This is a genomic window from Tissierella pigra (assembly GCF_009695605.1).
In the GTDB taxonomy this organism is placed as follows: domain Bacteria; phylum Bacillota; class Clostridia; order Tissierellales; family Tissierellaceae; genus Tissierella; species Tissierella pigra.
The window spans coordinates 143332-155035 of record NZ_VUNQ01000002.1; the positions used below are offsets into that span (position 1 = coordinate 143332).

General features: G+C 28.3%; 12 protein-coding genes. 7 read left to right on the forward strand and 5 right to left on the reverse strand.

Translation table 11 applies throughout. The annotated features are described in order from the left end of the window. The first annotated feature begins 276 nt into the window (after nucleotides 1-276). The 4 genes from FYJ83_RS01930 (at nucleotide 277) to FYJ83_RS01945 (ending at nucleotide 3796) form a co-directional block, all read left to right on the forward strand. Nucleotides 277-774, forward strand: coding sequence for a hypothetical protein (locus FYJ83_RS01930; protein ID WP_154438548.1), 498 nt, complete (start codon nucleotides 277-279; stop codon nucleotides 772-774). Beyond that, on the forward strand, nucleotides 764-1315 hold the full coding sequence (locus tag FYJ83_RS01935) for an RNA polymerase sigma factor (RefSeq protein ID WP_195837888.1): 552 nt from the start codon (nucleotides 764-766) through the stop codon (nucleotides 1313-1315). The genes FYJ83_RS01930 and FYJ83_RS01935 overlap by 11 nt, the downstream gene beginning before the upstream one ends. A 194-nt stretch (nucleotides 1316-1509) precedes the next feature. Then, nucleotides 1510-2865 carry an MBOAT family O-acyltransferase gene (locus tag FYJ83_RS01940; protein ID WP_229768457.1) on the forward strand — a complete coding sequence of 452 codons (1356 nt, stop codon included), beginning with the start codon at nucleotides 1510-1512 and terminating at the stop codon, nucleotides 2863-2865. Nucleotides 2866-2875: 10 nt separating this feature from the next. Next, nucleotides 2876-3796, forward strand: coding sequence for an SGNH/GDSL hydrolase family protein (locus tag FYJ83_RS01945; protein WP_154438553.1), 921 nt, complete (start codon nucleotides 2876-2878; stop codon nucleotides 3794-3796). A gap of 83 nt (nucleotides 3797-3879) precedes the next feature. On the opposite strand, the gene FYJ83_RS01950 is transcribed toward FYJ83_RS01945, so the two are convergent. Then, nucleotides 3880-5046 carry an ATP-binding protein gene (locus tag FYJ83_RS01950; RefSeq protein ID WP_154438555.1) on the reverse strand — a complete coding sequence of 389 codons (1167 nt, stop codon included), beginning with the start codon at nucleotides 5044-5046 and terminating at the stop codon, nucleotides 3880-3882. A 205-nt stretch (nucleotides 5047-5251) separates the two neighbouring features. On the opposite strand from FYJ83_RS01950, the gene FYJ83_RS01955 reads away from it, so the two are divergent. The 3 genes from FYJ83_RS01955 to FYJ83_RS01965 all read left to right on the forward strand — a co-directional run bounded on the left by FYJ83_RS01955 (nucleotide 5252) and on the right by FYJ83_RS01965 (nucleotide 7978). Next, nucleotides 5252-6250 (forward strand): stalk domain-containing protein, encoded by a 999-nt coding sequence (locus tag FYJ83_RS01955; RefSeq protein ID WP_154438557.1) that lies wholly within the window; start codon nucleotides 5252-5254, stop codon nucleotides 6248-6250. Nucleotides 6251-6502: 252 nt separating this feature from the next. After that, nucleotides 6503-7168, forward strand: a complete 666-nt coding sequence (locus FYJ83_RS01960) for a diacylglycerol/polyprenol kinase family protein (RefSeq protein WP_154438559.1) — start codon at nucleotides 6503-6505, stop codon at nucleotides 7166-7168. A 12-nt stretch (nucleotides 7169-7180) separates the two neighbouring features. Then, nucleotides 7181-7978 carry a DUF92 domain-containing protein gene (locus tag FYJ83_RS01965; RefSeq protein WP_154438561.1) on the forward strand — a complete coding sequence of 266 codons (798 nt, stop codon included), beginning with the start codon at nucleotides 7181-7183 and terminating at the stop codon, nucleotides 7976-7978. On the opposite strand, the gene FYJ83_RS01970 is transcribed toward FYJ83_RS01965, so the two are convergent. The 4 genes from FYJ83_RS01970 to FYJ83_RS01985 all read right to left on the reverse strand — a co-directional run bounded on the left by FYJ83_RS01970 (nucleotide 7950) and on the right by FYJ83_RS01985 (nucleotide 11697). Continuing rightward, nucleotides 7950-8417 carry a VanZ family protein gene (locus FYJ83_RS01970; RefSeq protein WP_154438563.1) on the reverse strand — a complete coding sequence of 156 codons (468 nt, stop codon included), beginning with the start codon at nucleotides 8415-8417 and terminating at the stop codon, nucleotides 7950-7952. The two genes, FYJ83_RS01965 and FYJ83_RS01970, sit on opposite strands and share 29 nt — an antisense overlap. Before the next feature lie 239 nt (nucleotides 8418-8656). Beyond that, on the reverse strand, nucleotides 8657-10210 hold the full coding sequence (gene murJ / locus FYJ83_RS01975) for a murein biosynthesis integral membrane protein MurJ (RefSeq protein WP_154438565.1): 1554 nt from the start codon (nucleotides 10208-10210) through the stop codon (nucleotides 8657-8659). Between the two features lie 189 nt (nucleotides 10211-10399). Continuing rightward, the gene (locus tag FYJ83_RS01980; RefSeq protein ID WP_229768458.1) at nucleotides 10400-11044 is read right to left on the reverse strand and encodes a D-glycero-alpha-D-manno-heptose-1,7-bisphosphate 7-phosphatase; all 645 of its coding nucleotides are present in this window, start codon (nucleotides 11042-11044) and stop codon (nucleotides 10400-10402) included. Nucleotides 11045-11115: 71 nt separating this feature from the next. Further along, nucleotides 11116-11697, reverse strand: coding sequence for a D-sedoheptulose-7-phosphate isomerase (locus tag FYJ83_RS01985; RefSeq protein WP_154438567.1), 582 nt, complete (start codon nucleotides 11695-11697; stop codon nucleotides 11116-11118). Nucleotides 11698-11704: the final 7 nt, after the last annotated feature.

The window sequence follows — 11704 nt, forward strand, 5'->3', positions numbered from 1 at the left end:
TAATTTTTTTGTTGTTTTCCCGGGAAATATGTAAAAAAAAGTTGATATAAACTATGAATTTTAAATATTTTGTAAGATGACTTTCCTAAAGTCCTTGTAACTATATTTTCTATTGATTTAGAACTAACGTTCTGGTATTATATTCTTAAGCATGAACGTTAGTTCTGTTTATGGCAAAAGCTTTTGTTAAACTCATTTAGGTTGTGGAAAGTTCATTATTTATAAAAGATAAAAAAATAGAACTTTCCTATTGGTTATAAAAGGAGGTAATAACATATGGAGAGATTATTTGAAAATGAACTTATGGCATTGTTGCCAGAATATGTGAAAGCAAAGGGAAATTGTACCATAGTATATATAGAGAATATGGAACCCTTTGTAATTGAAAGATCTATTAAAACTGTAACTAAATCATTGGAAAAACACTACAAAATAAGTCCTACAGAAGTAAAAAGAAAATATAAGAATCTTATATCATCAACAAACCTAATACCTATGCCCTTTAATAAAGATAATATCTTTGTTCCTATTAAAACTAGAACTACTATTTGTAAAAATGATGGTGCCTTTAGTTATGTAAATATAAAACATATCTATATAGTAAGAGATGAAAAAAGCCATAGAGAAGTTTGTCTTAGTGATGGAAAAATAATTAAATCCATATCTAGCTTATCTACAGTGCAAAATCATATAAGAAATGGCTACATAATAAAGAACTTCCATAAGGATTACTATATAAATGTAGCGGAACATGAGGAAGATTATGTGGGATAAGTTAGTTAGTGAAGCTAAAAAAGGAGATAAAACTTCTATTGATGAAATTATAAGTAATCTAAGACCTTTATTAGTTAGTTCCATTAGAAGATACTATAATAAACCTAATGAATATGATGATTTAATGCAGGATGGAATAATCTGCATATTAGAGTCTATAAAGGAATTTGATGAATCTAAGGAAGTACATTTCCTAGGATATATAAAATCAAAACTCAAATATCTTTATCTAAATAAACATAAAGAAAAAATCCACCTATCTCTCAATGAACCTATTGGAGAAGATGATGGAGAAATAATAGATCTTTTAGTATCAGACCATAAAGATGCAATTGAAATCATTATAGAAGATGAAACCAGTACCTTAATCAAAAAATCTTTAGATAAACTAACAGAAAGGCAAAAACAAGTCATCCTTCTCTTTTATATGGAAAACATGAATATGTATGAAATAGGAAAGGAATTAGGTATAAGCTATAGAACTGTAGTAAATCTAAAAACTACAGCAGTAAATAATTTGAAAAAATGGATAAAACCATAGAAAGGGAACAGTTTTACCAACTGTTCCCTTTCTATTGAAAATACAAGGATTATAATATATAATATTAATGTTAAAATAAAGAGAAATTAGGTGAAATTATGCTTTTTAATTCTTTACAGTACTTAATATTTTTTCCCCTTGTAGTAGGGGCATATTTTCTGATTCCATATAGATTTAGGTGGATTTTGTTGCTTATGGCAAGTTATTATTTCTATATGGCATGGAAACCTGCTTATATTATACTTATTATAATCTCCACATTAATAGACTATTTTGCAGGAATAATGATGGGAAGAACAGATGACAAGAAAAAACGAAAAAAATACCTTATACTATCTCTAGTCTCTAATCTCTCTTTATTGTTCTTATTTAAATACTTTAATTTCTTTAATGACTCAGCTAAAACTGTGTTAGAGTATCTTAATATTCCATTTTACCTCCCACAGTTTAGATTACTGCTACCTATGGGTATTTCCTTTTATACATTCCAGACAATGAGTTATTCCATTGATGTGTACAAGGGTGTTATAAAGCCAGAAAAACATCTTGGAATTTTTTCCTTGTATGTAACATTTTTTCCACAGTTAGTAGCAGGCCCTATTGAAAGGTCAGAAAATCTCTTACCTCAATTTAGAGAAAAACATGACTTTGATTATGATTTAGCCACCAATGGTTTAAAGCTTATAGCATGGGGACTATTCAAGAAGGTAGTTATAGCTGATAGAGTAGCAATATTAGTCAATACAGTATATAATAATGTCCATGATTATACAGGATTTCCTCTTATACTTGCTACTATATTATTTGCATTTCAAATATACTGTGATTTCTCTGGATATTCAGATATAGCCATTGGTTCAGCTCAGTTCATGGGATATAGATTGATGGAAAACTTTAGAAGACCTTACTTTGCGAAGTCTATATCGGAATTTTGGAGAAGATGGCATATTTCCCTTAGTACTTGGTTTAAAGACTATATTTATATACCTTTAGGGGGAAATAGAGTATCTAAATGGAAATGGCAGCTAAATTTAGCCACCGTATTTTTAATATCAGGATTATGGCATGGAGCCAATTGGACCTTTGTAGTCTGGGGAGCAATCCATGGATTTTATCAAATATTTTCCATATGGACATCTAGTATAAGAAAGAGAATTGTTAAATTAATAGGATTAGATAAAACTCCAACATTACACAGTATCCTTCAGATAATTCTAACCTTTACCTTAGTATGCTTTGGCTGGATATTCTTTAGGGCAAATAATATATCAGATGCAATCTATGTTGTAAAAAATATGTTTACAAATATAGGTAATGGAGTTCCAATAGATCAACTAGGATTAGATAGCTTCCAACTTAAAGTAGCCTTTTTATCCATAGGAGTAATGGAGTTAGTACATTTAATACAGGAATATAAGAAGAAGACTATACGAGAAATCATATCTACTAAGCCAATTTGGATAAGATGGAGTCTATATTATATCTTAGTATTATGTATAATCCTTTTAGGCACTTTTGGTTCTCAAGAATTTATCTATTTCCAATTTTAGAGGTGAGAATATGTTTCGATTTATAAAAAAGACCATAGTATTTTTACTAATCCTTTCATTAATGGTAGGATATGTAAATGCTAGATATAAAGAAACAAATATATATAAATCTATAAACGGAACAGACAAGTTTTATTATGTTCCACAAAATATAGACATAGCCAACCTTGGCACATCCCATGCCCAATATGCCTTTGTATATGAGGACTTGGATTTAGTAGGCTTCAACTTTGCCCTACCTGCCCAAAGGGTTTTCTATGATGAAAAGCTTTTTGAAAAATATATTGAAAACTTTAAGGAAGGCTCTACAGTTATTATTCCCATATCCTATATATCCTTTTATCTAGGATATGATAATGAAAACTTTGAAGATTTCAATAAAATGTATTATCCATTTTTAAGCTTAAAAGACATTAAAAAACCAAAGCTTAGTGAATACTTAAAGTACAAGGCGTTACCAGTAGTTACAGCAGAGTCAAATATTAAATATGCCTTTATAAAAGAAGAAAAGGCACATGAGCCAAAATCAGTCTATAAAACCTCTACAATACCTATAGATAAAATGAAAGAGGAAAGCAATGATACAGCAGGAAGACATTTGGAGTTTATAGAAGAAGGAAGAAAAGATAAAGATAAGTTTGTAGCCATTGTAGATAATATAATCGCTACAGCTATAGAACATAATATACGACCTGTAATTACAACTACACCTTTTACTAAATACTATAATGAACATTTTTCAGAGGACTTTTATAAGGAATTTCAAGATACCATAGATGGATTACTAGAAAAATATCCAGATATACAATACCTAGACTATTCCCATGACCCTAGATTTGAAAATAATGAAGAATTATTCTTTGATTCAAGTCACTTGAATATAGAAGGGGGCAAACTTTTTACCAAGATTATACTTGAAGAAATTAGGTAAATTATGTAATTAATACAAACCAAAAGCTTAGAAGTCTATCTACTCTAAGCCTTTGGTTTTATATTTGTCTTTTAAAATATTATTTAATCCGATTCATATATTGTTAGTACAAACTCTTCTCCTATTTCTCTTAACTCTGGTTCCCTTGCACCAAGGTCTTTCATATTCTTTATAATCATTGGTATACCTCTACCTAATTGGTCAATATATCTTAGATTTTCCATATACTTTACCAAAAATGGATTTCTAGAATAGGATACTCCTATTTTCATCTTATCAATTGTAACAGTATTAGGTAGTTTTCCTGGACTATGAAATTCTATTCTGTCTGAAAACATTAGTATTCTTATTTTAGAACCAATTATACTATAATTTCTGTGTACAACTGCATTAACTAAAGCTTCTCTAAGTACTACGCTTGGATATGTTTCTTTTTCTTCTCTTAGTGCACCTACAATAGTTGAGGGAGTTTTTATATTGTTTTTTATTATTACTAAAGATTGTTCTACTATATCTGGTAAATTCCCTACTATTTGTTTTTTATCTATTAGTTCTTCCGTTATATCATTTCCTTTAAAATGTGCAAAACTAATACCACTTTGTGGTAGCTTATCTTCTACTTTTTTACCGAATATAAGTAATCCACCAACTGTACACTCTTTAGTATTTATTCCTTCTTTTAATATATCTGCATTTACAAGAATTCTATCTACTGCTTCCTCAGTTTCTTCATATAAGTCAAACATATTATATTTTAAAAAGTAATCTCTTATTAAATCCATATTAATATCTTTTTTTGTAGTACCTTCAACTGATGATATATCAAAATGTACTGCTCCACTAGCTTGAAATAGTCGCATTAATTCTTCTCTTGAAGCAATTCTCTTAGTTGTACCTACTCTGATATAATATTTGTTATCAACAGTGTAATATGGTTTATTGATTCCTTTTGGAATCGTAAGAACAACAACCTTCAATCCATTTATATTTATTTCTTTATATATTGGAATTATATTTGGTATACAATTATTTCTACAAATATTCATTATTTTTTCTTCTATATCTTCGGCAAAAACACCTTTTATTATTCCATCATCTGATACACCAATTATTATTGTACCGCCTTCCATATTGGCAAATGAAACAATTTCCCCAGCTAGATCATTAGGTCTTATTTTCTCCTCCTTGAATTCTATATAGGGGTTTTCACCTTTGCTTATTATCTCTATTAAATCTTGTTGACTTAACATTGCATCGCCCCTTTCCACCTTATGTATATATTATATCACTAATTTAATTTTTTTAGTAATTCTTTCAAGTATAATCTCTCTATACTTACGAATTTAAGCTAGTACAATTAGGTAAATTATGTAATTTCCCTTCCTTTTATTGAATATAAAGTTAAAAAATGATATTATTATAGTAAGATACTATATTAAATTAGGAGGGGGATTAATGTTTAGAAGTAAAAAAACAAAAAAGATTGTTGTGAGTTCATTGTTAGGAGTTATGTTATTGAGTACAGTAGCTTTTGCAGCTAATGGAATATTTGATAAAAAGATTACTGCTACTCATGGTAGGATTAAGCTAAGTTACCAAGGTGAAGATATTACCAAATCAGTCGAAGATAAATATGGTGCTCCAGCTTTTACCGTAAAAGAATATGATGGCAGAGCTTATGTACCTGTTAGAGCCTTAGCTGATATTATGGGTGTAAGCGTTACTTATGATAGTTCAACTCATACTGCAAGCTTTGTAGATTCTGAAAAGCTAGTATTAAACAAACAACTTGAGCTAAAAGATCAAGAAATAGCAGCATTACAAGCAGAGATTAATCAACTAAAAAATAAAGTTAAAGAAGAAAAGAAAGAAGAATCATCTAAAACTGATATTAAAGAACTAGAAAAGAAATTAAATAAAGAATATGGAGTAATAGATGATGTTAGTTTTGATATAACTTTAAAAGAAACTAGCAGTAGAATTACAGCTAATATAACTATAGACACTAGAAATAGTTCCGAAAGAAATGCTTGGAGGAAAATGAAGGTATCCGACAAAAAATCCTTAATGGAAGATATAGCTGATGATATTAGTAAAGTATTCAAAAACCATAAGGTAGAAGGTAGCATCTACGATAACTATGAAAGATATACACTATATACCTTTACTATGAATAACAATGGTAAAGTTACAATTAGTGATAGAGACGGCTATGGAGACTATAGATCAGATGATTTATTATATGATGTAGAAAAATATTTAGAAGAGGATTTATATAAGGCACGTTTCCGTAATGCAATCGTAAGAGCTAGTAGCGAAAATAGTTCAACTGTATATGTTAAAATTTCTCTTGGTTATAGTCCCTCTGATAATGATAAACGTGAAATAAAGGATATAATATATGATCTTGAAAGAGAACTAAACATCTATATTAATGCTGATATATCTTATTAAAAAAGGCAGTCTGACAAAAATATATAGATAATTTATAAAAGTGAATAAAATAAAAAACAACGACCAAAATTTTGGTCGTTGTTTTCATATGCATAAAATTATTAAGTAACATTTAATACTACATATATAGCTTCCAAGTATTTTATTAATACATTTTGTTATAGTTTATTATAGTTTACTATTTAATTCTTGTAAAATAATGGTATGATATACTATGTATGGTTTATAATTAGAAAGGTAGGAGAACTTGAGTTGAATAATATAATTGGCATATTAGTATCTATAGTTTTTGTATTTTTGATCATAATTATAGCTTCATTTATGAAAAACTTAGGTATTTTATCTATGGAAGGTAGTAGAAAATTTATACATATAGGTGTTTCTAATTGGTGTATTATTTCCATGATCTTTTTTGATAATAATATAAGTGCAGCTGTAGTTCCTGGATTTTTTGTTATCATTAATTATATATCTTATACAAAACAGCTATTTAGTGCTATGGAAAGAAATGAATCAAAAAAGGATTTAGGAACTGTATACTATGCTTTATCTTTACTAATTTTATCATTAATTACTTTCAAGGACAAAGAACTGTCCTATATAGGTGCACTAGGCATATTAATCATGGGGTATGGTGATGGTTTTGCTGCAATAGTAGGTATAAACTTTGGAAAACATAAATTTAAAATATTTGGAAATTATAAAAGTATAGAAGGTAGCCTAGCCATGTTTACTTTCTCATTTATAGTTTCTATAATAATATTATATATATTTAATCCTAATAATATATTATTATTTAGTTTTATACTAGCAGCTCTTAGTACTATTTTAGAGTTATTTTCTCCGTTTGGATTGGACAACCTTACTGTTCCATTAGGTTCTGCAATATTTTTTTACACTATATTATTACAAGTTTAGGAAGTGGTTATAATGTTAGATTTTACAATAGGATTAATTTCTTCTTTTTTAATTTCTTTTATAGCTTATAAAAAATCATCACTAAATATAAGTGGTTTTTTGGCTGCTACAATATTAGGTACTGCAATTTATTTTTTTGGAGGTTTATGGTTTTTCAATATAATGATAGGATTTTTCATATCATCTAGTTTTTTAACCAAATTTAAAAATACAAATAAAAATAATGTTAATAAGTTGAATGAGAAAGGTGGGAAACGTGACTATATTCAAGTCTTTGTCAATGGAGGAATAGGACTTATTCTAGCTTTTTTGCATTATATATATAAAGAACCTATATTCTTATTAGCTTATTCTGTATCCTTCGGTGTAGCAACTTCAGACACCTGGGCCTCCGAAATAGGAGTATTGAGCAAAAACAAACCATTATCTATATTAAATCTTAGAACTATAGAAAGAGGAATGTCTGGAGGTATAAGTACACTAGGGACTGTATTCTCATTTTTAGGCTCTGCATTTATAGCTATAATATTTTTTATTGCATATATTGCATTATATAATGATATAAGACAAGGCCTTACTTATTTCTCCATATGTCTAATTCTAGGATTCATAGGATCAATTATAGATAGCATACTGGGTGCTTCTATACAAGCTCAATACTACTGTGAGTCTACTAAATCCTTTACAGAAAGAAAAATACATAAAAACAAGCCTAATAGGCTTGTTAAAGGGTACTATATTGTAAATAATGATGCTGTAAACTTTGCCAGTAATTTAATATCTACTTTGATAGTCTTTTGGTTATACTAACTTGTAATATTATACCAGTAATTGCCCCAGCAGTATCTATAATTACATCTTTTATTTGAGCACCTCTACCTGGTACAAATAGTTGATGAAATTCATCTGATATTGCATAAATGATACAAATTATTAAGGCAAGTATTACAGCCTTAGTTATATGAACTTTAGCTATCTTTAGCATACTCATTACTAATATTCCAAGTAATAGATATGCAAAGAAATGTGCATTTTTTCTTAGAATATGATTAACCCTTTTAGGATTCAACTCTGCTTTAGGCACTATCTTTTCTATAGTGTCTACAACAACCTTGGTAATTTTTTTGCTTAATCCATTAGATTGTTGAACTGGTTGAGAAGATAAGTAAAATATTAGTGCCATCCAAAAGATAACAGCTAAACAAAATAATATCCTTTTATAATTATCTGTAATTTTAAATTTATTCATATTTAAGTCCTTTAGTATAATTTTGTATTTTTTATATTATAACACAAAACTATTATGAAAGTTAACAAGAATGATACGGATATATTACTTTCCACAATAAAATATTATTTAAGAACTTTCTCGAATATAGTCCTCTACTCTAAACTTTGAAACTAATTTTATTGGTAAATATAATTTAAAAGAATCTCATAAATATTTTTTCATAAGATTCTTTTTATATTTTATTCTATTTTTTAATCTTAGTTTCCAATAAATCTTTCTTTAACTTTATTCACCATATATCTTACTTCTTCTATTTTTAGTAAGTAACATAATACTCCATATACTATAACTGCAAGTCCTACTGCAACTAATAAGGAAATTAAATTATGTAGTTTAGATACTCCTAAAATACCATATAATCCGTGATAAACTATATAAGCTACTATCCCCATTATAGCTGAAGCTAGGCCAGTTTTAAGGAAAGTTATTATATATTCCTTAGTACCTAATGAACCAATCTTCTTTTTTAAGCCATATAATAGCATTATTGCAGCTATTGTTGTAGCTATACTCGTAGCTAAAGCTAATCCTGCATGAGCCATGAAATTAACTAATATAAGGTTTAAGACTATATTAAATCCTACAGATATAGCACCATTTATCATCGGAGTTTTAGTATCTTGCAAAGAGTAGTATACTCTAGTTATAAGTAGTCTTAATGCCATAGCCACAAGTCCTATAGAATAAAATATAAGAGCCTGTGAAGTCATTAAAGTAGCTATAGCATCAAATTCTCCTCTTTGGAAAGCAATTTCAACTATTGGTTTAGCTAATACGATCATTCCTACTGTAGCAGGTACGGTAATTAATAATATAAGATTAATTCCATAGCTCATGGTACTTTCAACCCCATCTATATTATCATCATTAGCTTCCTTTGACAATACTGGAAATATTACAGTAGTTATGGCAGATATAAACACACCTAGTATAAGTCCATTTAGCTTGCTAGCATAATTCAATGCTGAAATACTTCCTGATACTAAAGATGAGGCTAAGGTTTTATCTACTATAGCATTTAGATCATTTATGGCTACACCTATAAGAACTGGTAAACTAAGATATAGAACTTTTTTAATATATTTATCTTTTAAATCGAATATAAATTTATATTTAAAGCCTGATAATCTTGCTTCTGGAATCTGCACTAATAATTGTGAGAATACAGCAATTACTCCTGCAACCATCAATCCTCTTATACCAAATATGGAAGATAAAAATAACAAGAAAAATATATAAATAAAATTAAAAGGAATTCCTATCATAGCAGTAGCATTGAATCTTTGTTCTGATTGAAGGTATCCTGTCATTACCCCTATAACCCCACTAAATAAAATCATAGGTAAACCTATTCTAGTTAACTTAACAGCTAAGTTGAATTGTTCGCCTTCAAATCCAGAGGCTAATAATTTGATTATTATTGGAGTTCCTAGTAAGCCTATTATTACTAAGATCAAGGATACAAAAAATATAACATTAATCATATTGTTTGTATGTTCTATCTTTCCTTTTTTCCCTTCTTTAGATTCTATTTCTGAAATAACAGGTATAAAAGTTGTACTGATAGCATTGCTAAGAAACCCTGTTACTAAACTAGTAGCTGTTAAAGCTATAAAAAATGTATCTGTTTCCATACCAGATCCAAATTTAGCTGCTATAAGAACTTCTCTAAGAAACCCTAGGAATTTACTTCCTAGGGTAAAGATTATTATTATTAATGCTGATTTTGCTGTTTTGTTTGATTTAGACATATATTACCCCCATATAGATTTTTAGTTATTTAAAAAATAGAACATACTAACGAAATATACTTTCTAATATATATTAGAAAGTATTCATAATGGTAAATCTTTATAGTTTCGTATTTTATAGGTATTGTCAATATATTTGCTTAACTAATAATAAAGCTTAATAAATTATTTGTTAATTATAATAAAATATTATATCTTACTTAAAGAACTTTTTAAACTTTGTGCAAACTCAAATAAATCTTCAAATATCATATCTGCTTCACTATTAGATTTATCTACTTCATGTCCTGAACATACCAATACAGTTTTATAGAATCCAGCATTTTTGCCTGTAAGAATATCACTCTCTTTATCACCCACTATATATGATTGTGATACATCTATATAGATCCCTTTCCCTTTAAAATCATCTATAGCATTGTCAACCATTCCAGTGTTTGGCTTTCTACAATCACAATTAATAGCATACTTCTCAATAATCCCTTTTGGATGGTGAGGACAATAATAATAAGAATCAATATAATATCCATTATTTTTCTCATCCTCAATTGCTCTTTTATCGTCAAATTCTAAGCCTTTAGTTGATATTTTATTTAATTCCCATTCTATATATTTATGTAATACTATTATATCATCTTCTGTGTAATATCCTCTAGCAACTCCTGATTGATTAGTTACTACAATTACTATAAATCCTAAATCATGAAAAATTTTAATAGCTTCCTCAGATCCTGGAATAAAATAGAAGTCTGAAGGTTTGTATAAATAATTAACTTCTTTATTAATTGTACCATCACGATCTAAAAATATCGCTTTCATTTTCTGAACATTCAATTACTCATCACCTTTTTCTAATTGAGTATTATTACTATCTAAAAATAAATTTTATTTTATATAATACTTATTTAACATAATTCTGATATAACAGATTCTACTATTTCACAAATTATATGACCAATTGTTATGTGACTCTCCTGTACTCTAGCAGTTACATCTGATGGAACTATGATAGAAAAATCTGCAACACCACCTATTTTACCACCATTACCACCAAGTAGACCTATTGTACGCCCACCAATTTCTTTGGCCTTTATAATAGCTCTATAAACATTGTCCGAATTTCCACTTGTACTTATACCTATTAGAATATCCTCTCCTGCCATAAGACCTTCCACTTGTCTACTAAACACATTCTCATAACCATAATCATTGGCAATTGCTGTCATTGTGGCAATATCAGCATTTAATACAATAGCTGGTAATGATTTTCGTTCCATCTGAAATCTTCCTATCAATTCTCCTGCTATATGTAGAGCATCTGAAGCTGACCCCCCATTTCCACAAAGAATAATTTTTCCACCATTTTTATAAGATTCAATAATTGTTAAACACACCTCTTGAATAATTCCACACAATTCTTGATCATTTAATATTTTGTTTTTTATATTTATACTTTCTTCAAACCCTTTTTTAATTATTTTTTCCATCTATTAT

Excerpts from the sequence above, each read along its gene's own strand:
- FYJ83_RS01950 (WP_154438555.1), bottom strand. The coding sequence starts at position 5,046 with ATGTTAAGTCAACAAGATTTAATAGAGATAATAAGCAAAGGTGAAAAC.
- FYJ83_RS01985 (WP_154438567.1), bottom strand. The coding sequence starts at position 11,697 with ATGGAAAAAATAATTAAAAAAGGGTTTGAAGAAAGTATAAATATAAAA.
- murJ (WP_154438565.1), bottom strand. The coding sequence starts at position 10,210 with ATGTCTAAATCAAACAAAACAGCAAAATCAGCATTAATAATAATAATC.
- FYJ83_RS01970 (WP_154438563.1), bottom strand. The coding sequence starts at position 8,417 with ATGAATAAATTTAAAATTACAGATAATTATAAAAGGATATTATTTTGT.
- FYJ83_RS01930 (WP_154438548.1), top strand. The coding sequence starts at position 277 with ATGGAGAGATTATTTGAAAATGAACTTATGGCATTGTTGCCAGAATAT.
- FYJ83_RS01935 (WP_195837888.1), top strand. The coding sequence starts at position 764 with ATGTGGGATAAGTTAGTTAGTGAAGCTAAAAAAGGAGATAAAACTTCT.
- FYJ83_RS01955 (WP_154438557.1), top strand. The coding sequence starts at position 5,252 with ATGTTTAGAAGTAAAAAAACAAAAAAGATTGTTGTGAGTTCATTGTTA.
- FYJ83_RS01965 (WP_154438561.1), top strand. The coding sequence starts at position 7,181 with ATGTTAGATTTTACAATAGGATTAATTTCTTCTTTTTTAATTTCTTTT.
- FYJ83_RS01945 (WP_154438553.1), top strand. The coding sequence starts at position 2,876 with ATGTTTCGATTTATAAAAAAGACCATAGTATTTTTACTAATCCTTTCA.
- FYJ83_RS01940 (WP_229768457.1), top strand. The coding sequence starts at position 1,510 with ATGGCAAGTTATTATTTCTATATGGCATGGAAACCTGCTTATATTATA.